This window comes from Modestobacter lapidis (genome assembly GCF_054780755.1).
The window spans coordinates 127,264-146,289 of the sequence record NZ_BAAGVS010000001.1 but is presented as its reverse complement, the minus strand read 5'-3'; the positions used below and the strand labels follow the sequence as shown (position 1 = coordinate 146,289).

The 19,026-nt window shown below is 73.8% G+C and carries 21 protein-coding genes; 1 reads left to right on the top strand and 20 read right to left on the bottom strand.

The window, feature by feature from the left end:
• Positions 1-62 precede the first annotated feature (62 nt).
• The 12 genes from rpoZ to pyrR form a co-directional block, all read right to left on the bottom strand.
• Entirely contained in the window at positions 63-326 is a 264-nt protein-coding gene (gene rpoZ, locus ACYVG5_RS00690; protein WP_014741310.1) for a DNA-directed RNA polymerase subunit omega, read from the bottom strand.
• Positions 327-392: 66 nt separating this feature from the next.
• A complete protein-coding gene (gene gmk, locus ACYVG5_RS00685; RefSeq protein WP_222045056.1) occupies positions 393-1,004 on the bottom strand; it encodes a guanylate kinase in 612 nt (203 codons plus the stop codon).
• Positions 1,005-1,051: 47 nt separating this feature from the next.
• On the bottom strand, positions 1,052-1,381 hold the full coding sequence (gene mihF, locus ACYVG5_RS00680) for an integration host factor, actinobacterial type (RefSeq protein ID WP_222045053.1): 330 nt from the start codon (positions 1,379-1,381) through the stop codon (positions 1,052-1,054).
• Between the two features lie 239 nt (positions 1,382-1,620).
• Positions 1,621-1,914 carry a hypothetical protein gene (locus tag ACYVG5_RS00675; RefSeq protein WP_222045051.1) on the bottom strand — a complete coding sequence of 98 codons (294 nt, stop codon included), beginning with the start codon at positions 1,912-1,914 and terminating at the stop codon, positions 1,621-1,623.
• The gene (gene pyrF / locus ACYVG5_RS00670) at positions 1,911-2,789 is read right to left on the bottom strand and encodes an orotidine-5'-phosphate decarboxylase (RefSeq protein ID WP_222045049.1); all 879 of its coding nucleotides are present in this window, start codon (positions 2,787-2,789) and stop codon (positions 1,911-1,913) included. The genes ACYVG5_RS00675 and pyrF overlap by 4 nt, the downstream gene beginning before the upstream one ends.
• Positions 2,786-3,760 carry a dihydroorotate dehydrogenase gene (locus ACYVG5_RS00665; protein ID WP_460682886.1) on the bottom strand — a complete coding sequence of 325 codons (975 nt, stop codon included), beginning with the start codon at positions 3,758-3,760 and terminating at the stop codon, positions 2,786-2,788. The genes pyrF and ACYVG5_RS00665 overlap by 4 nt, the downstream gene beginning before the upstream one ends.
• Positions 3,757-4,590 carry an iron-sulfur cluster-binding protein gene (locus ACYVG5_RS00660; protein ID WP_460682885.1) on the bottom strand — a complete coding sequence of 278 codons (834 nt, stop codon included), beginning with the start codon at positions 4,588-4,590 and terminating at the stop codon, positions 3,757-3,759. Before ACYVG5_RS00660 ends, ACYVG5_RS00665 begins: the two co-directional genes overlap by 4 nt.
• A 131-nt stretch (positions 4,591-4,721) precedes the next feature.
• Positions 4,722-8,063 (bottom strand): carbamoyl-phosphate synthase large subunit, encoded by a 3,342-nt coding sequence (gene carB, locus ACYVG5_RS00655; protein ID WP_222045046.1) that lies wholly within the window; start codon positions 8,061-8,063, stop codon positions 4,722-4,724.
• A 1-nt stretch (position 8,064) separates the two neighbouring features.
• Positions 8,065-9,246 carry a glutamine-hydrolyzing carbamoyl-phosphate synthase small subunit gene (gene carA, locus ACYVG5_RS00650; RefSeq protein ID WP_222045044.1) on the bottom strand — a complete coding sequence of 394 codons (1,182 nt, stop codon included), beginning with the start codon at positions 9,244-9,246 and terminating at the stop codon, positions 8,065-8,067.
• Entirely contained in the window at positions 9,243-10,547 is a 1,305-nt protein-coding gene (locus tag ACYVG5_RS00645; protein WP_222045042.1) for a dihydroorotase, read from the bottom strand. Before ACYVG5_RS00645 ends, carA begins: the two co-directional genes overlap by 4 nt.
• Positions 10,544-11,473, bottom strand: a complete 930-nt coding sequence (locus ACYVG5_RS00640) for an aspartate carbamoyltransferase catalytic subunit (RefSeq protein ID WP_222045040.1) — start codon at positions 11,471-11,473, stop codon at positions 10,544-10,546. The genes ACYVG5_RS00645 and ACYVG5_RS00640 overlap by 4 nt, the downstream gene beginning before the upstream one ends.
• Positions 11,470-12,090 carry a bifunctional pyr operon transcriptional regulator/uracil phosphoribosyltransferase PyrR gene (gene pyrR / locus ACYVG5_RS00635; RefSeq protein ID WP_460682884.1) on the bottom strand — a complete coding sequence of 207 codons (621 nt, stop codon included), beginning with the start codon at positions 12,088-12,090 and terminating at the stop codon, positions 11,470-11,472. The genes ACYVG5_RS00640 and pyrR overlap by 4 nt, the downstream gene beginning before the upstream one ends.
• Positions 12,091-12,300: 210 nt before the next feature.
• On the opposite strand from pyrR, the gene bldD reads away from it, so the two are divergent.
• Complete coding sequence (bldD, locus tag ACYVG5_RS00630) at positions 12,301-12,843, top strand: transcriptional regulator BldD (RefSeq protein ID WP_222045435.1); 543 nt, start codon at positions 12,301-12,303, stop codon at positions 12,841-12,843.
• 107 nt (positions 12,844-12,950) lie between these two features.
• Here bldD and nusB read toward each other — a convergent pair whose 3' ends face one another.
• The 8 genes from nusB to ACYVG5_RS00590 all read right to left on the bottom strand — a co-directional run bounded on the left by nusB (position 12,951) and on the right by ACYVG5_RS00590 (position 19,019).
• Positions 12,951-13,355, bottom strand: a complete 405-nt coding sequence (gene nusB, locus ACYVG5_RS00625; RefSeq protein WP_222045038.1) for a transcription antitermination factor NusB — start codon at positions 13,353-13,355, stop codon at positions 12,951-12,953.
• Between the two features lie 7 nt (positions 13,356-13,362).
• On the bottom strand, positions 13,363-13,923 hold the full coding sequence (gene efp / locus ACYVG5_RS00620; protein ID WP_222045036.1) for an elongation factor P: 561 nt from the start codon (positions 13,921-13,923) through the stop codon (positions 13,363-13,365).
• The gene (locus tag ACYVG5_RS00615) at positions 13,924-15,024 is read right to left on the bottom strand and encodes a M24 family metallopeptidase (protein ID WP_222045034.1); all 1,101 of its coding nucleotides are present in this window, start codon (positions 15,022-15,024) and stop codon (positions 13,924-13,926) included. It abuts the gene before it with no gap.
• Between the two features lie 5 nt (positions 15,025-15,029).
• On the bottom strand, positions 15,030-15,458 hold the full coding sequence (aroQ, locus tag ACYVG5_RS00610) for a type II 3-dehydroquinate dehydratase (RefSeq protein ID WP_222045032.1): 429 nt from the start codon (positions 15,456-15,458) through the stop codon (positions 15,030-15,032).
• Positions 15,455-16,528: a 3-dehydroquinate synthase gene (gene aroB, locus ACYVG5_RS00605; protein WP_222045030.1), complete on the bottom strand. Its 1,074-nt coding sequence runs from the start codon at positions 16,526-16,528 to the stop codon at positions 15,455-15,457. The genes aroQ and aroB overlap by 4 nt, the downstream gene beginning before the upstream one ends.
• The gene (locus ACYVG5_RS00600; RefSeq protein WP_222045028.1) at positions 16,525-17,079 is read right to left on the bottom strand and encodes a shikimate kinase; all 555 of its coding nucleotides are present in this window, start codon (positions 17,077-17,079) and stop codon (positions 16,525-16,527) included. The genes aroB and ACYVG5_RS00600 overlap by 4 nt, the downstream gene beginning before the upstream one ends.
• On the bottom strand, positions 17,076-18,290 hold the full coding sequence (aroC, locus tag ACYVG5_RS00595) for a chorismate synthase (protein WP_222045026.1): 1,215 nt from the start codon (positions 18,288-18,290) through the stop codon (positions 17,076-17,078). Before aroC ends, ACYVG5_RS00600 begins: the two co-directional genes overlap by 4 nt.
• A 72-nt stretch (positions 18,291-18,362) precedes the next feature.
• Positions 18,363-19,019 (bottom strand): prepilin peptidase, encoded by a 657-nt coding sequence (locus ACYVG5_RS00590; protein ID WP_222045023.1) that lies wholly within the window; start codon positions 19,017-19,019, stop codon positions 18,363-18,365.
• Positions 19,020-19,026: the final 7 nt, after the last annotated feature.

The window sequence follows — 19,026 nt, the reverse complement described above, 5'->3', positions numbered from 1 at the left end:
CGGCCCCTCTGCAGGGTCCCGCGCCGAGCTCGCGAGGCGTGGGGGGCAGAGGGGTCCTTCTCCTAGTTCTCGCCGGCGGTGTGCGTCAGCAGGCCCTCGTTGATCTCGCGCAGCGCGATCGACAGGGGCTTCTCCTGCGGAGCGGTGTCGACCAGCGGGCCGACGTACTCCAGCAGACCCTCGGAGAGCTGGCTGTAGTAGGCGTTGATCTGACGCGCGCGCTTGGCGGCGTAGATGACCAGCCCGTACTTGCTGCTGGTGCGCTCGAGCAGCTCGTCGATGGGCGGGTTGGTGATGCCCTCAGGGGCGGGTGCGACTCCGGACACGGGCGAGCGTGCTCCTTCTTCGATTGCGGGAGCGGACCGGGGGCCGGGGTGGCCGGGACACCGTTCTCACTCGGGGGCGCTCCGCTCGGCCGCGTTCCGGGCGGAACGGCGGCTGGGCGGGGGCGCAGTCAACAAGCCTACCAACTCGTCGGCAGCCCGGGCCACGTCGTCGTTGACGACCACCACGTCGAACTCCCCCGCGGCATCCAGCTCGGCCTGGGCGAGGGCCAGCCGGCGGGACTGGACCTCCGGCAGCTCGGTGCCCCGGCCGGCCAGCCGGCTGACCAGCGCGGCCCACGAGGGCGGCGCCAGGAAGACCAGCTGGGCGTCCGGCGCCCGGACCCGCACCTGACGGGCGCCCTGCAGCTCGATCTCCAGCAGGGCCGGCGCCCCGGCCGTCAGCTGCTCGTCGACCGGGGCCTTGGGCGTGCCGTACCGGTTGCCCGCGTACTCGGCCCACTCCAGCAGGCCGTCGTTGGCGACCAGCCAGTCGAAGTACTCGGCATCGACGAAATGGTAGTGCTCGCCGTCCACCTCACCCGGCCGCGGCTGACGCGTGGTGACCGACACCGACACCCAGACCTCCGGGTGCCGGCGCCGGACCTCGGCCACGACGGTGCCCTTCCCCACCCCCGACGGACCCGAGAGCACCGTCAGACGGGCAGAGGGGCGGGCCACTCTCGGCGTCCTCGAGGAGTGCGTGCTGGTCGGGGTGGGGACGGAACTCAGGGTTCGACGACCTCGTCGGCGAACTCGGCCTCCAGCGCCTTGCGCTGGTTCGCGCCCAGCCCACGGACCCGGCGGGTCGGGGAGATCTCCAGCCGCTCCATGATCTTGGCGGCCCGGGCCTTGCCGACGCCGGGCAGGGACTCCAGCACCGCCGAGACCCGCATCTTGCCGATGACCTCGTCGGTCTCGCCCTGCTTGAGCACGTCACCGACGGTGGCGCCCTTGCTCTTCAGCTTCTCGCGCAGCTCGGCGCGGGCCTTGCGGGCCGCGGCGGCCTTCTCCAGGGCGGCAGCGCGCTGTTCGGGAGACAACTCAGGAAGGGGCACGGAGCAACCCAATCAATCTCATGCCGGCGAGGTCGCCGGCGCGGTGTGCTGGTCGGTGGTCGTACGCGGAACGGGCCCGGGACACGAGCCTGGGCGCCAACCTAGTCACTGCGAACGCGCTGGTCACGCTGGGCCCGGTGTTCCCGGCGCCGGAACGGTGTGCTCCCCCCGCGACACGCCGGACCGGCGGGTTCCGCTATCGGTCAGTACGCGCAGCACAACGCCGGGTCACCGGCGCGTCACCCTCCCGACACCGGCCGTCCACCCGACCGCCGGCCCAGCAGCCACCCGCCGACGGCGGCGAGCAGCAGCAGCCCCAGGACGAGCAGCGCGGCGCCCACCAGGTGCCCGCGGGTCCACAGCACGCGCCAGCCGGCACCGGGCGGGGCCGGGTCACCGGGCTCGAGCGGCGCGTAGGCCGACCAGCCCGCACCGCCGCCGGGCGCCAGGTTCGTCACCCAGAAGACCCCGACACCGGCCGCCGCCAGGACGACGCCGAGGCCGAGCACCAGCCAGGGTCCGGCGCGCCTCACCCGGCGAGCTCGGCCGTCCACCGGTCGGCCGCGGCCCGCAGCGCGGCGGCGTCCGGCCCGGCGTCCAGCACGTCGCGCGAGACGGTGGGGACGACGGCGGTGCCGGCACCGAACAGCCGCCGCAGGTCGGCCACCGAGCCACCCTGCGCGCCCAGCCCGGGCGCGAGCACCGGCCCGCCGAGCCCGTCGAGGTCCACGTCCAGGTCGCGCAGGGTCGCGCCCACCACGACGCCGAACGACCCGGTGGCGGAGCCCCAGCGGCTCTGCACGTCTCGGACGGCGGCGATGTCGGGCAGCGGGTCGCCCACCACCCAGCCCGGGGTGTTCCAGCCGCGCACGGCGTCCACCACGACCTGGGCGGCGCTGCGATCGGCCACCAGCGCGTGCTGGAGCGTGCCGGCGTCCGGGTTGGACGTCCGGGCCAGCACGAACAGCCCGCCGCCGGTGAGCCGGGCGGTGTCGACGGCCGGCTGCAGCGATCCGGGGCCGAGGAACGGGCTGACGGTCATCGCGTCGACGGCGAGGGGGTGCCCGGGGCGCAGGTAGTCGGCGTAGGCCTCCATGGTCGAACCGATGTCGCCGCGCTTGGCGTCCAGCAGCACCAGCGCGCCGGCGGCCCGGGCCCGGGCCGCCGCCTCCTCCAGGACCGCGATCCCGCCGGACCCGTGCCGCTCGTAGAACGCCAGCTGCGGCTTGAGCACCGCCACGTGCCCGGCGAGGGCCTCGACGACGGTGTCGGTGAAGCGGGCCAGCCCGGCAGGGTCGTCGGTCAGCCCCCAGGCGGCCAGCAGCCGCGCGTGCGGGTCGATGCCCACGCACAGCGGCCCCCGGGCGGCCACCGCGTCGGCCAGCCGCTGCCCGAACGGTGCGATCATCGGTGCGCGTACCCGACGGCGTCGCGCAGCGAGGGAAAACCGCGCGCGCCGAGCGCCGCGGCCAGCTCGGCGTGGATCCGCGCGGGGGCGGAGGGGTCGTTGAACACCGCCGTACCGACCGAGACCGCGCGGGCGCCGGCCAGCACGAACTGCAGCGCGTCCAGGCCGGTGCGGATGCCGCCCATGCCCAGGATCGGCACCTCGGGCAGCGCCTGGTGCACCTGCCACACGCACCGCAGCGCGACCGGCCGGATCGCCGGCCCGGACAGGCCACCGGTGACCCCGCCCAGCACCGGGCGCATCGTGTCGGGGTCGATGACCAGCCCCAGCAGGGTGTTGATCATCGACAGGCCGTCGGCGCCGGCCGCGGCGACGGAGCGGGCCACCGGAACGATGTCGGTGACGTCCGGGCTGAGCTTGGCGTAGACCGGCTGCGCGGGATCGGCCGCGGCCCGCACCGCGGCGACCACGTCGGCGGCGGCGACCGGGTCGCAGGCGAACACCTCGCCACGGCTCTCCACGTTCGGGCAGGAGATGTTCACCTCCAGGCCCAGCACGCCGGGCACGCCGCGCAGCCGGGCGGCGAGCTCGGCGAAGTCCTCGACCCGGGTGCCGGCGATGGAGACGAACGCCGGCACGCCGCGCTCGGCCAGCCAGGGCAGGTCCTCGGCCAGCAACCCGTCGATCCCCGGCCCCTGTAGGCCGATCGAGTTGAGCATTCCGCTGGGGGTCTCGGCCATCCGCGGCGTCGGCCGCCCGGACCGGGTGCGCAGCTGCACCGACTTGGTCACCACCGCGCCGATGGAGCGCAGGTCGAAGAACGGCTCGAGCTCGCGACCGAAGGCCGAGCAACCCGAAGCGGTGAGCACCGGGCTGACCAGCGGCGCGCTGCCCAGGGCGGTCGACATGTCGACGTCCCCCGTGGGGCCAAAGTCGCGACTTTGGCCCCACGGGACGGCCAAGCCGGTCACGGCGCCCCCACCCCCATCGCATCGGCGCCGACGACGTCCCAGGTCAGCGTGCCGACGTCGGCGAACCGCACGCGATCACCGCCGAACACCGGGCCCTCGACGCAGGACCGGGACAGGCGCGTGCACCCGTCGGCGCCGACCACCGGCAGCACGCACGTCATGCACACCCCGATACCGCAGGCCATCGACTCCTCCACGGCCACGTAGGAGGGCACGCCGGCCGCACCGGCGTCCTCGGCCACCGCGCGCAGCATGCCCATCGGGCCGCAGGCGTAGACGACGCCGGCCTCGCCCACCAGCTCGGCGACGGCGTCGGTGACCCGGCCCTGCCGGCCGGCGCTGCCGTCGTCGGTGGTGACGACGACCGGGTCAGCGAGGGCGGTGAGCTCATCGACCGAGCACAGCCGCCCGGCCGTGGCCGCTCCGGACACCGCGGCCACCCTCGACCCGGCCGCGCGCAGCTCGGCGGCCAGCCCGACCAGCGCCGCCGCGCCGTACCCGCCGCCGACCAGCAACGCCGGGGTGCCGGGCGGCGGCATCGGGAAGGGCCGGCCGAGCGGGCCCAGCACGTCGACGTCGTCGCCGGCCCGGCGCCCGGCCAGCCAGGACGAGCCGGGCCCGTGCGGTGCGACGACGACGGTGACCCGGCCCTCGCCGACCCCCGCGATCGCGATCGAGCGGCGCAGCAGCATCGCCGAGGTGGGCCCGCCGACGGCGAAGGCGACGAACTGCCCCGGCTGCGCGGTCGCGGCGATGTCGGGGGCGTCCAGCGCCAGCTCGACGTAGGCCCCGACCGGCCGGGTCGCGGCGACCCGGGCAGTGCGCTGCACCGGCGCGGAGCGGGCCGGCGGCGCCGGCCGGGTCAGCAGGGGGCCAAAGTCGCGACTTTGGCCCCTACTCGGGCCCGCGACGTCGGGCCCTTCTGGGCCAAAGTCGCGACTTTGGCCTCCGTCGGGGACGGTCACGGCCGGGCCGCCCGGGTGGCGACGCGGGAGGCGGCCAGCGACGCGTGCAGGTCCTGCAGGCTGCGCACCCCGATGTCCCCGCGCTGGAGGGCCTCCACGCCCTGCACCGCCGCCGCCATGCCCTGCACGGTGGTGATGCAGGGAATGCCGGCGGCGACCGCGGCGGTGCGGATCTCGTAGCCGTCCAGCCGGGGCCCGCCGTTGCCGGGCGCCCCGAACGGGGTGTTCACCACCATGGCGACGTCGCCGGCCAGGATCCGCTCCACGCAGTTGCCCGGCCCGTCGCCGTACTTGCCGACGACCTCGCAGACAACCCCGTTGCGGCGCAGCACCTGGGCGGTGCCGGCGGTGGCCAGCACCGAGAAGCCGAGGTCGGCCAGCCGCTTGACCGGGAAGACCGCCGACCGCTTGTCCCGGTTGGCCAGCGACACGAACACCGTGCCCCCGGTGGGCAGGTCGCCGTAGGCCGCGGCCTGGGACTTGGCGAACGCGGTGCCGAACTCGGTGTCCAGGCCCATCACCTCGCCGGTGGACTTCATCTCCGGGCTCAGCACGGTGTCCACGCCCTGGCCTTCGATGGTGCGGAACCGGTGGAACGGCAGCACCGCCTCCTTCACCGCGATCGGGGCGTCCGCCGGAAGGTCGGCGCCGTCGCCGTCGGGCAACACCCCGGCCAGCCGCAGGTCGGCGATGGTCTCCCCCACCGCGATCCGGGCCGCCGCCTTGGCCAGCTGGACGGCGGTCGCCTTGGACACGAACGGCACCGTGCGGCTGGCCCGCGGGTTGGCCTCCAGCACGTACAGGATGTCGTCCTTGAGCGCGTACTGGACGTTCATCAGCCCGCGCACGCCGATCCGGACGGCCAGCGCCTCGGTGGCCGCCCGGATCGCCGCCACGTCGGTGACGCCCAGGGTGATCGGCGGCAGCGCGCACGCCGAGTCGCCGGAGTGCACACCGGCCTCCTCGATGTGCTCCATGACCCCGCCCAGGAACAGCTCGGTGCCGTCGTAGAGCGCGTCGACGTCGATCTCGACGGCGTCCTCGAGGAACCGGTCGACCAGCACCGGGTGGTCGGTGCTGACGTCGGTGGCCTTGGTGATGTAGGCCTCCAGCGTCGCGTCCTCGTAGACGATCTCCATGCCGCGCCCGCCGAGCACGTACGAGGGGCGCACCAGCACCGGATAGCCGATGGTGGCGGCGATCTCCCTGGCCTCGGCGAACGTCGTCGCCATGCCGTGCTTCGGCGCGGTGAGCCCGGTGTCGGACAGCACCCGGGAGAAGGCGCCGCGGTCCTCGGCGGCGTCGATGGCCTCCGGCGAGGTGCCCAGCACCGGCACGCCGGCGTCCTTGAGCCGCTGCGCCAGCGCCAGCGGCGTCTGGCCCCCCAGCGTGCAGATGACCCCGGTCACCGGGCCGGCCGCGCGCTCGGCCTCCACCACCTCGAGGACGTCCTCGAAGGTCAGCGGCTCGAAGTACAGCCGGTCGGCGATGTCGTAGTCGGTGGAGACGGTCTCGGGGTTGCAGTTGACCATCACCGCCTCGTAGCCGGCGTCCTGCAGGGCCATCACCGCATGCACGCAGGAGTAGTCGAACTCCACGCCCTGGCCGATCCGGTTCGGACCCGAGCCGAGGATCAGCACGGCCGGCCTGGTACGCGGCCGTACCTCGGTCTCCTCGTCGTAGGAGGAGTAGTGGTACGGCGTGGTGGCGGCGAACTCGGCGGCGCAGGTGTCCACGGTCTTGTAGACCGGCCGGATGCCCAGCCGCCAGCGCAGCGTGCGGACGCCGTCCTCACCGGCCAGCTCGGGCCGCAGCGCGGCCACCTGCCGGTCGGACAACCCGTGCCGCTTGGCCCGGCGCAGCAGCTCGGGGGTGAGCGACGGGGCGTCCCGGACGGCGGTGCCGATCTCATGGACCAGAGCGATCTGGTCGACGAACCACTCGTCGAATCCGCTGGCCTCGCTGACCTGCCCGACCGTGGCGCCGGCGGCCAGCGCACGCTCGGCGAGGTAGAGCCGGCCGTCGACGGGCACCCGCAACTGGTCCAGCAGCTCGTCGGCGGTGCGCCCGGCCGCGTTCCCGCCCGTGTTCCCGTCCCCGGCACCGTCGGTCCAGAAGCCGGCGGCGCTCGTCTCGGTGGAGCGCATCGCCTTGCCCAGCGCCTCGGTGAAGTTGCGGCCCATGGCCATCACCTCGCCGACGCTCTTCATCGTGGTGGTCAGCCGCGGGTCCGCGCCGGGGAACTTCTCGAACGCGAACCGCGGGATCTTCACCACCACGTAGTCCAGCGACGGCTCGAACGAGGCCGGGGTGACCCCGGTGATGTCGTTGGTGATCTCGTCGAGGGTGTAGCCGATGGCCAGCTTCGCGGCGATCTTGGCGATCGGGAAGCCGGTCGCCTTCGACGCCAGCGCGCTGGACCGGGACACCCGCGGGTTCATCTCGATGACGACCAGCCGGCCGGTGTGCGGGTGGACGGCGAACTGGATGTTGCAGCCGCCGGTCTCGACGCCCACCGCGCGGAGCACCGCGATGCCGACGTCGCGCATCTCCTGGTACTCGCGGTCGGTGAGGGTCATCGCCGGGGCGACGGTCACCGAGTCTCCGGTGTGCACCCCCATTGCGTCGATGTTCTCGATCGAGCAGATGACCACCACGTTGTCGCTGCGGTCGCGCATCAGCTCCAGCTCGAACTCCTTCCAGCCCAGCACCGACTCCTCGATCAGCACGGTGTGCACCGGGGAGTCGTTGAGCCCGTGGCCGGCCATCCGGCGCAGCATCGCCTCGTCGGTGGCGATGCCCGAGCCCTGCCCGCCCATGGTGAAGCTGGGCCGGATCACGACGGGGTAGCCGACCTCGCCGGCCGTCGCGATCGCCTCGTCGACGGTGGAGCAGACGGTGGAGCGGGGTGCGTCGGCGCCGATGGAGCGGACGATGTCCTTGAAGACCTGGCGGTCCTCGCCCCGGTTGATCGCGTCGACGTCGGCGCCGATGAGCTGCACGCCGTACTTCTCCAGCACGCCGTTCTCGAACAGGCCGATGGCGATGTTCAGCGCCGTCTGACCGCCAAGCGTGGCCAGCAGGGCATCGGGCCGCTCGGCGGCGATGACCCGCTCGACGAACTCGGGGGTCAGCGGCTCGACGTAGGTGGCGTCGGCGACCTCGGGGTCGGTCATGATCGTCGCGGGGTTGCTGTTGACCAGGCTGACCCGCAGGCCCTCGGACTTGAGCACCCGGCAGGCCTGGGTGCCGGAGTAGTCGAACTCGCTGGCCTGCCCGATGACGATCGGCCCGGAGCCGATCACCATCACGTGCTGCAGATCGGTGCGCTTGGCCATGTCAGCTCTTCTCCCCGGTCGTGTGCTCGACGATCGGCGGTGGGGATACCGCGTGCTCGCCGCTGGGCTGGTCGTGCTCGGCGGCCATCAGCTCGACGAACCGGCCGAACAGCGGATTGGCGTCGTGCGGGCCGGCCGCGGCCTCGGGGTGGAACTGCACGCTGAACGCCGGCACCTCCAGGCAGCGCAGGCCCTCCACGACGTCGTCGTTGAGCCCGACGTGGCTGACCTCGACCCGCCCGTAGGGCGTGTCGACCGCGCGGTCGAGCGGGGCGTCGACGGCGAAGCCGTGGTTGTGGCTGGTGACCCGCACCGTGCCGCTGACCCGGTCGAGCACCGGCTGGTTGAGCCCGCGGTGGCCGAAGCGCAGCTTGTAGGTACCCAGCCCCAGGGCTCGGCCGAGGATCTGGTTGCCGAAGCAGATGCCGAACAGCGGGCGGCGGGCGTCGAGCACCCCGCGCACGGCGGCGACGGCGTAGTCGGCGACCGCCGGGTCGCCGGGTCCGTTGGACAGGAAGACGCCGTCCGGGCCGTGCTCGAGGAGGTCCGCGGCCGTGGCGGTCGCCGGCAGCACGTGGGTCTCGACGCCGAGCTCGGCCAGGTAGCGCGGCGTGGCGGTCTTGATACCCAGGTCGAGTGCGGCGATGGTGAAGCGCTTCTCCCCCACCGCCGGGACGACGTAGGGCTCGGCCACGCTGACCTCGGGCGCGAGGTCGGCGCCGGTCATGCTCTCGCTGGCGGTGACCCGGGCCAGCAGGGCGTCGCTGTCGGTGGTCTCGCTGCTGATCCCGACCCGCATCGCGCCGCGGTCACGCAGGTGCCGGGTGAGCGCACGGGTGTCGATGCCGCTGATCCCGACCACGCCCTGGGCGATCAGCTCGTCGTCCAGGCTGCCGGTGGCCCGCCAGTTCGCCGGGCGGCGGGCCGGGTCGCGCACGACGAAGCCGGCCACCCACATCCGGCGGCTCTCGTCGTCCTCGCCGTTCACGCCAGTGTTGCCCACGTGCGGGGCGGTCATCACCACGACCTGGCGGTGGTAGCTGGGGTCGGTGAGCGTCTCCTGGTAGCCGGTCATCCCGGTGGAGAACACCGCCTCACCGACCGTCGTGCCGATCGCGCCGTAGGCCTCGCCCCGGAACACGCGCCCGTCCTCCAGGACGAGGAGCGCCTCTCTCGAACTCACTTCACTGCCTTTCCATCGAGAACGGTCGGCGTTCCGCGCAGGAACGTCGCGACCACGCGGCCGGGGAGCTCCCGGCCGGCGTAGGGACTGTTGCGGCTGCGGCTGGCCAGCGCGGCCGGGTCGACCGTCCCCCGGTGCGCCGGGTCGACCAGCACCAGGTTGGCCGGCTCGCCGGCGGCGATCGGCCGGCCGTGGCCCGCCAGCCGGCCGATGGCGGCGGGCCGGACCGACATGCGATCGGCGACCGCCCGCCAGTCCAGCCGGCCCGGGCCCGGCCCGTCCGGGCTCATCATCGTGGTGACGACGACGGAGAGTGCCTGCTCCAGCCCCAGCATCCCGGGCCGGGCCATGGCCCACTCGCACTCCTTGTCCTCCACCGCGTGCGGGGCGTGGTCGGTGGCGACGGCGTCGATCGTGCCGTCGGCCAATCCGAGCCTGACGGCAGCCACATCCACGTCCGTCCGCAGCGGCGGGTTCACCTTGAACACCGGGTCGTAGCCCTCGGCGCACTCGTCGGTGAGCAGCAGGTGGTGCGGCGTCACCTCGGCGGTGACCTGCACCCCGCGCGACTTCGCCCAGCGCAGCAGCTCCACCGAGCCGGCCGTCGAGACGTGGCAGACGTGCAGCCGGGCCCCCACGTGCTGGGCGAGCAGCACGTCGCGGGCGATGATCGCCTCCTCCGCGGCCGCCGGCCAGCCGGTGAGCCCCAGCCGGGCCGACCGGTCGCCCTCGTGCATCTGGGCGCCGACGGTCAGCCGCGGTTCCTCCGCGTGCTGGGCCACGACCCCGTCGAGCGCCTTCACGTACTCCAGCGCGCGGCGCATCAGCGCCGGGTCGGCGACGCAGTGCCCGTCGTCGGAGAAGACCCGCACCCGGGCGGCGGAGTCGGCCATCGCGCCCAGCTCGGCCAGCTGGGCGCCGGCCAGACCGACGGTCACCGCACCGACCGGGACGACGTCGACCAGGCCGGCCTCCTGGCCCAGCCGCCACACCTGCTCGACCACGCCGGCGGTGTCGGCGACCGGGTCGGTGTTGGCCATGGCGTGCACCGCGGTGAACCCGCCCAGCGCGGCCGCGCGGCTGCCGGACTCGACCGTCTCGGCGTCCTCGCGGCCCGGCTCACGCAGGTGGGTGTGCAGGTCGACCAGGCCGGGCAGCAGCACCAGCCCGGTGCCGTCGACCACCTCGGCGCCGGGCGCGGTGAGGTTCTCGCCGATGGAGGCGATGTCGCCGTCGCGCAGCACCAGGTCGACGGCGTCCTCGCCGTAGGGGCGCGCGTTCTTGATCAGGTACGTGGTCACGAGGAGCCCTCCGGAGCGCCGCCGAGCAGGAGATAGAGAACGGCCATCCGCACGCTCACGCCGTTGCCGACCTGCTCGACGATGGTGGAGCGCACCGAGTCGGCGACCTCGGCGGCGATCTCCATGCCGCGGTTCATCGGGCCGGGGTGCATGACGATCGTGTCGTCGGGGAGCAACGCCATCCGCCGGGCGTCCAGCCCGTAGCGCCGGCTGTACTCCCGGGCGGAGGGGAAGAACGAGGCGTTCATCCGTTCGCCCTGCACGCGCAGCATCATCACCACGTCGGCCTTGGGCAGGACGGTGTCCAGGTCGTAACTGACCGTCACCGGCCAGCTGCCCACCCCCACCGGCAGCAGCGTCGGCGGCGCGACCACGGTCACGTCGGCGCCGAGGGTGTGCAGCAGCCCCACGTTGGAGCGGGCCACCCGGCTGTGCAGCACGTCACCGACGAGGACCACCCGGACCCCGTCGAGCCGGCCCAGACGCCGGCGGATCGTGTAGGCGTCCAGCAGGGCCTGGGTCGGGTGCTCGTGGGTGCCGTCGCCGGCGTTGACCACGCTGCCACGCACCCACTGGGCCAGCCGGTGCGGGGCGCCGGAGGCCCCGTGCCGGATGACGATCGCGTCCGAGCCCATCGCCTCCAGCGTCTGCGCGGTGTCCTTGAGGCTCTCCCCCTTGGACACGCTGCTGCCCTTGGCGGAGAAGTTGATGACGTCGGCGGACAGCCGCTTGGCGGCCAGCTCGAAGGAGATGCGGGTCCGGGTGGAGTCCTCGTAGAAGAGGTTGACCACCGTGCGGCCGCGCAGGGTGGGGAGCTTCTTCACCTCGCGGCCGGCCAGCGCGGCATCGATCTGCGCGGCGGTGTCGAGGACCAGCGTCGCGTCGCCGAGATCGAGATCGGCGGCCTCGAGCAGGTGGCGCCTCATCGGGTCGCCTCCGCACCGGCCGGATCGGCCACCACGACCTCGTCGACCCCGTCGATCTCGGCCAGCTTCACCTTGACCTGCTGAGTACGCGACGTGGGTACGTTCTTGCCCACGTAGTCGGCGCGGATCGGCAGCTCGCGGTGGCCACGGTCGACCAGCACGGCCAGCTGGACGGCGCGGGGCCGGCCCAGGTCGCGCAGCGCGTCCAGCGCGGCACGCACCGAGCGGCCGGAGAAGAGCACGTCGTCGACCAGCACGACCAGCCGGCCGTCGATGCCGGCGGCGGGCAGCCGGGTGTCCTCCAGCGCGCGCACACCGCGGAGCCGCAGGTCGTCGCGGTAGAGGGTGATGTCGACGGTGCCGACGTCGACGGCAGTGCCGGTGAACGCCTCGATCCGGCCGGCCAGCCGACGGGCCAGCGGGGCGCCGCGGGTGGGGACACCGACCAGGACCAGGTCGGTGAGGCCACCGTCGGGCGCCGCTCCCTGGGAAGTTCCGGCCCGGCCGGCGGCCGCGCGCTCGATGAGTTGGTGCGCGACCCGGTCGACCACACGGGCGACGTCGTCGGCGGACATCAGCGCGCCGGGGGTGGGCGCACCGAGGGCAGGCTCGGCCACGAGGGGCCTCCTTCCCCGCCTCACGGGACGGGTCGTTAAAGGAGAAGGGGAGCGCCGCCGACGGTACTGCACGTGTCCGGGTGAGCCGCGTCTCGCCCGATTGAGGACGGTGTGACTCCCCCGGAGTAGCCGACTGTTGCGCGACGGCAGGTATGAGTACTCTGCGTCACGAGCTTTCCCCCCATCCGACGACAGTCAGTGAGCGGCAGCATGAGCACCGACTACTCCAGGGCGCTGGGCGCCCGCCTCCGGGCGATCCGCAACCAGCAGGGGCTGTCGTTGCAGGGCGTCGAGGACAAGTCCCATGGTCGCTGGAAGGCCGTCGTGGTCGGTTCCTACGAGCGCGGTGACCGTGCGGTCACCGTTCAGCGGCTCTCCGAGCTCGCCGTCTTCTACGGCGTGCCCGTGTCCGAGCTGCTGCCCGACCCGCGGCCCAGCTCGGCGGTCACCAAGAGCACCAAGATCGTCCTGAACCTCGAGTCGCTGGGCTCGCTGCCTGCCGACGAGGCCGGTCCGCTGGCCCGGTACGCCTCGACGATCCAGGCCCAGCGGCACGACTACAACGGCAAGGTGCTGTCGATCCGCGCCGAGGACCTCAAGTCGTTGGCGATCATCTACGACATGAGCCCCGACGAGCTGACCACCCGGCTGATCGAGTGGGGCGTGCTCTCCCCCGGCGCCGACGGCAGCATCTACGCCGACGCAGAGGCCGACGAGCCCGCCTGGGGCGACCGCCGCCGCGCGCCGCGCTGACGAAGGACCCCGGTGCTCGTCGGAGCCACCGGGGGCGCTGTGCAGTCAGGGCCCGTTCCGATCACGGAACGGGCCCTGACTGCACAGCGCTGCGGGGGGTCCTGCGGCTACGTCGGGATCTCGGCCTTGACGATCCCGCCGAGCACGCCGTTGACGTAGGCCGGCGAGTCGTCGGTGGACAGCGCCTTGGCCAGCTCCACCGCCTCGTCGATGACGACCGCGTCGGGGACGTCGTCGACCCAGAGCAGCTCGTACACCGCCATCCGCAGGACGGCGCGGTCGACGTCGGGCAGCCGGTCCAGCGACCAGCCGGAGGCGTGCACCTCGATCAGCTCATCGATCCGGGCGGATTGCTCGACGACGCCCTGGACCAGCCGGACGGCGTGCTCGGGGACCGGCGGGTTGCCGTCGGCGATGCGGTCCCGCAGCACGGCCAACGGGTCGACACTGCGCAGGTCGGCCTCGTAGAGGACGTCGACCGCGCGCTTGCGGGCCTTGGAACGGGCAGCCACGCCGACGTCAGCTGACCCGGCCGAGGTACCGACCGTCGCGGGTGTCGACCTTCAGCTTCTCGCCGGTGGTGATGAACAGCGGGACCTGGATCTGGGCGCCGGTCTCCAGGGTGGCCGGCTTGGTGCCGCCGGTGGAGCGATCGCCCTGCAGACCCGGGTCGGTGTGCTCGACGACGAGCTCCATGGTCACGGGCAGCTCGACGTACAGCGGGGTGCTGTCGTGGACGGCCACGATGACCTCGGTGTTCTCCAGGAGGTAGTTCGCGCCGTCACCGAGGGTCTCCGGTGACACCGGGATCTGGTCGAAGGTGTCGCCGTCCATGAAGACGTAGTCGGCGCCGTCCTTGTACAGGTAGGTCATCGACCGCTTGTCGACGGTTGCGGTGTCGACCTTGGTGCCGGCGTTGAAGGTCTTGTCGACCACCTTGCCGGAGAGCACGTTCTTCAGCGTGGTGCGCACGAAGGCGCCACCCTTGCCCGGCTTCACGTGCTGGAAGTCGGTCACTGTCCACAGCTGACCGTCCAGGTTCAGGACGATGCCGTTCTTGAGGTCATTGGTGGTAGCCATCTAGAGAACCAGCAGTTCCTTGCTCGTGAGGGTCAACAACTCCGGCTCGCCATCCGCGACGATCAGCGTGTCCTCGATCCGGACTCCGCCGTGGCCAGGCAGGTAGACGCCTGGCTCCACGGTGACGGCCATGCCGGCGGCAAGCGTACCTGCGCCGAGCGCCGAGATGCCCGGAGCCTCGTGGATCTCCAGGCCGACGCCGTGCCCGAGCCCGTGGGTGAAGTGCTCCCCGTGGCCGGCGGCCACGATGACGTCCCGGGCGGCGGCGTCCACCGCGGCCACCTCCGCACCGACCGCCAGAGCCGCCCGCCCGGCCGCCTGCGAGGCGGCGACCAGCGCGTACACCTCCTGCTGCCAGTCGGTGGCATGGCCCAGCACGAGCGTGCGGGTCATGTCGGAGTGGTAACCGTCGACGGTGGCACCGAAGTCGAGCTTGAGGAGGTCGCCGTCCCGCAGCACGGTGGCGTCGGGTCGATGGTGCGGAACGGCCGAGTTGGCGCCGGTGGCCACGATGGTCTCGAACGAGGGCGCTTCGGCGCCCAGCTGCAGCATCCGGGCGTCCAGTTCGCGGCCGACGTCCAGCTCGGTGCGCCCCGGCCGCAGCGCCCCTTCGGCGGCGAGCTCGGCCAGCGCCCGGTCGGCGACGGTGCAGGCCCGGCGCAGCGCCTCCACCTCATCGCCGTCCTTGATCGCCCGGAGCGTCTCCACGGCCCGCCGGATGCTGACCAGCTCGGGCACGGCGCCGCCGCCGGCGGCCTCGCCGAGCACCCGCTCCAGGGCGTGCAGCCCGTCGACGGTCACGTCGTGCGACTCGTAGCCCAGCCGGCCGGTGCCCAGGTGGGCCGCCCGGGTGGCCAGTGCGGACACCGTCGACCGGTCGACCAGCAGCTCCAGGTCGGGCACCTGGACACCGGCCTGGGTGGTGTACCGGCCGTCGGTGCCGAACACGTCGTCGCTGTCGGCGCGCAGCAGCAGCGCGCCGTTGGAGCCGGTGAACCCGGTCAGGTAGCGGACGTTGAGCAGGTTGGTGACCAGGACGGCGTCCAGCCCGGCGCCGCCCGCGACGGCCCGGAGCCGGTCCCGGCGACCCGCGTGGTCCATCCGGGTCACGCTCGACCAGCCAGGTACCGCAGCGCCAGCTCGTACCCCTGCACCCCGAGCCCGACGATCACGCCGTCGGCAATCCCGGACACGTAGGAGTGGTGCCGGAACGACTCGCGGGCGTGGATGTTGGTCAGGTGCACCTCGACCAGCGGCGCGGAAAGCCCGGCCAGCGCGTCACGCAGCACCACCGAGGTGTGCGACCAGCCGCCGGGGTTGACCACCACCGGGTCGCCGGCGTCGGCGGCATCGAACACCCAGCCGAGCAGCTCGGCCTCGGAGTCGGTCTGCCGCACCTGCACGTCGAGACGCAGCTCGACGGCCACTGCCTCGATCAGCTGCACCAGCTCGGCGTGCGTCGTCGTTCCGTACTTCTCCGGCTCGCGCTTGCCGAGCCGGCCGAGGTTGGCCCCGTTCAGCACCTGGATGGTCATGGGTTCCCACTTTCGGAGACGGCTGCCCAGGCGGCGTTCAGCCACGCCTGGTCGGGGTCGGTGAGGATGGTCGGGTTGCCGATGCCCTCGAGGACGACGAAGCGCATCGCGGCGCCCCGGGCCTTCTTGTCCACCCGCATCACCGACTGCAGCCGCGCCCAGTCGCCGCGGTAGCCGGTGGGCAGCCCCATCGCGGCAACCAGGTCGCGGTGCCGGTCGGCCTCGGCGCGGGACAGCCGGCCGGCCGCGACCGCGAGCTCGGCGGCGAAGAGGAGACCGACCGCCACTGCCTCACCGTGCCGCCAGCCGAAGTCCTCGACCCGCTCGATGGCGTGCGCGAGGGTGTGCCCGTAGTTGAGGAACTCGCGGCGGCCGGTGTCGTAGAGGTCCTCGCCGACGGCGTCGGCCTTGACCTGGACGGCCCGGGTGATGAGCTCGGTGGTGCCGGCGCGGCCGGTGGGGTCGGCCTCGAGCAGCTCGAGCACCCGCTGGTCGGCGATGAGACCGCACTTGACCACCTCGGCCAGGCCGGCGCGGAACTCCGCGGCCGGGAGCGCGGCGAGCGCGTCGGTGTCGGCGAGCACGGCGGCCGGCGGGTGGAAGGCGCCCACCAGGTTCTTGCCCGCGGCGGTGTTGATGCCGGTCTTGCCCCCGACCGCGGCGTCGACCATGCCCAGCAGGCTGGTGGGCACCTGCACCACCCGTACGCCGCGCAGCCAGGTGGCGGCCAGGAAGCCGGCCAGGTCGGTGACCGCTCCCCCGCCCAGCCCGACGACGGCGTCGGAGCGGGTCAGCCCCAGCCGGCCGAACTCCTCCCACGCCCCGGCGGCGACCTCGGCGGTCTTGGCCGCCTCGCCATCGGGGACGACCAGGGCCTCGGCAGCGACCCCGGCCTGCTGCAGCGTCTCGACGGCGGCCCCCGCGGCTCCGGCCAGCGGCGCGGCGTGCACCACCACGGCGCGCGCCGTGCCGGCGAGCACCAGGCCCAGCTCGACCTGCGCACCGGGGCCGATCACCACCTCGTAGGGCCGGTCGCCGGCGACGGCCACCCGGCGGACGTCCGCCCTCACGAGCCGGCCCCGGACCCGGCCGGGGCGCCCAGCGCGACCAGCACGTCGGCCACGACCTCCTGCACCGACCGGCCGCCGGTGGCGACGGTGGCGGTGGCGACCTCGGCGTAGAGCGGCGCCCGCTCGGCGAGCATGTGGCGGAGCATGGCGCGCGGGTTGACCCCCAGGATCGGCCGGTCGCGGGACAGCCCGGCCCGCTGGGCGGCCGAGGCCAGGTCGACATCGAGCCAGACGACGGCGGATCCCGCAGCGCCGTGGGCGACGAGCAGCCGGCGGGTGGCGGCGCTGGTCACCGCGCCACCGCCGAGGGCGAGGACGCCGTCGTGCTCGGCGGCGGCCCGGGCCACCGCCCGCTCCTCCAGCACCCGGAAGTGCGGCTCGCCGTGCTGGACGAACAGGTCGGCGACCGTCGTCCCGGTCTCGGCCTGCACGTCGGCATCGGTGTCCCGGAACGCGACACCGAGCGCCGTGGCGACCGCGGTACCGACCGTGGTCTTGCCCGACGCGGGCGGGCCGACCAGCACCAGCACCGGCCCGGTGGGCTCGCTCACGGCGCGTCGGCCGGACGGGACCGGAACGCCAGCGCGTCGAGGTAGGAGCGCACGTTGCGGCGGGTCTCGGGAACCGAGTCACCGCCGAACTTCTCCAGCACCGCGTCGGCCAGCACCAGCGCGACCATCGCCTCCATGACCACGCTGCCGCGCGGAACGGCGCACGCATCGCTGCGCTGGTTGATCGCGACGGCAGGCTCACCGGTGGCCACGTCCACGGTCGAGAGCGCCCGGGGCACCGTGCTGATCGGCTTCATCGCCGCGCGGACCCGCAGCGCCTCGCCGTTGGTCATCCCGCCCTCGATGCCGCCGGCCCGGTCGGTCACCCGGGCCACGCTCCGCTGCCCGCCCACCGGGTCGGCCGGCTGGATCTCGTCGTGGGCCACCGAGCCGCGGCGGCGGGACGTCTGCAGCCCGTCACCGACCTCGACGGCCTTCACCGACTGCACGCCCATGAGGGCACCGGCCAACCGGGAGTCCAGCCGCCGGTCCCAGTGCACGTGGCTGCCCAGGCCCGGCGGCAGCCCGTGGACGACGACCTCGATGACCCCGCCGAGGGTGTCGCCGGTCTTCCGGGCGTCGTCGACCTCGGCGACCATCAACTCGCTGGTGGCCGGGTCGGCGCAGCGCACCGGGTCGGCGTCGATCCGGTCGTTGTCCTCGGGACCCGGGAGCACGCCGTCGGGGACGGCGACCGGCCCGATGCCCACCACGTGGCTGACCACCCGCACACCGAGCACCTGGTGCAGGAACGCTCGGGCGACCGTGCCGAGGGCGACCCGGGCGGCGGTCTCGCGGGCGCTGGCCCGCTCCAGGACCGGCCGGGCGTCGTCGAAGCCGTACTTCTGCATCCCCGCGAGGTCGGCGTGCCCGGGACGGGGCCGGGTGAGCGGCGCGTTCCGCGCCTGGCCGGCCAGCACCTCGGCGTCCACGGGATCGGCGGACATCACCGTGGACCACTTCGGCCACTCGGTGTTGCCCACCTGGATCGCGATCGGGCCGCCCTGGGTGCACCCGTGCCGGACGCCGCCGGTGAGGGCGACGGCGTCCTGCTCGAAGCTCATCCGCGCACCGCGACCGTGCCCGAGCCGGCGGCGGGCCAGCTGCTCGTCGACGTCGGAGGTCTGCACCTGCACCCCGGCCGGCATTCCGTCGAGCACAGCAGTGAGCTGCTGACCGTGGGACTCACCTGCGGTCAACCAGCGCAACATGCCGGTGATTCTAGAAGGACCCCCTTTCCCCCCGTCCTTCGCAGGCTCAGGACGGGTCCCTGGAAGGGGGCCTCACGGCACGGGCAGGGGGCCGCCGACGGCCAGCGCCAGGCAGGCGCCGGCCAGCAGCGGGGGGCCGAAGGGGACGGCGGTGCGCCAGCCGGCGCGCCGGGTGGCCAGCAGCAGCAGCGAGCCGACCGCGCCGAGGACCAGGCCGGCGAGCACGCCCAGCAGCAGCACCCCCCAGCCGGCCCAGCCGAGCACCAGCCCGAGCAGCCCGAGCAGCTTCACGTCGCCGAAGCCCAGGCCCTCGGGGCTGATCGTGGCCGCTCCGGCGGCGACGGCGAAGGTGACCGCGGCCGCGGCGACGGATCGCGCCAGCGCCGGCCACGTACCGGTGACCACGGCGTCGGCCAGGAGCGCCGCGGCACAGGCGGCCGCTGCGGGGAACACCACCCGGTTCGGCAACCGGTGGCTGGCCAGGTCCACCCCGGCGAGCACGACCGCGGCCGCACCGAGCCACCCCAGCGCCACGACCGCCGGGCGGGCCCCGGCCAGCGCGGGCGCGGCCGCCAGCGCGGCGGCAGCGAGCAGGGCGGTGAGCACGATCCGCCGGCGGGACGGCACCGCGGCATCGTCCCGGCCGGCCAACCGCACGGTGACCGCGGCCAGCCACGGGCCCAGCAGCAACCCCAGCAGGGCGGCACCCACGGGGAGCGCGGTGGTCACCCGGTTC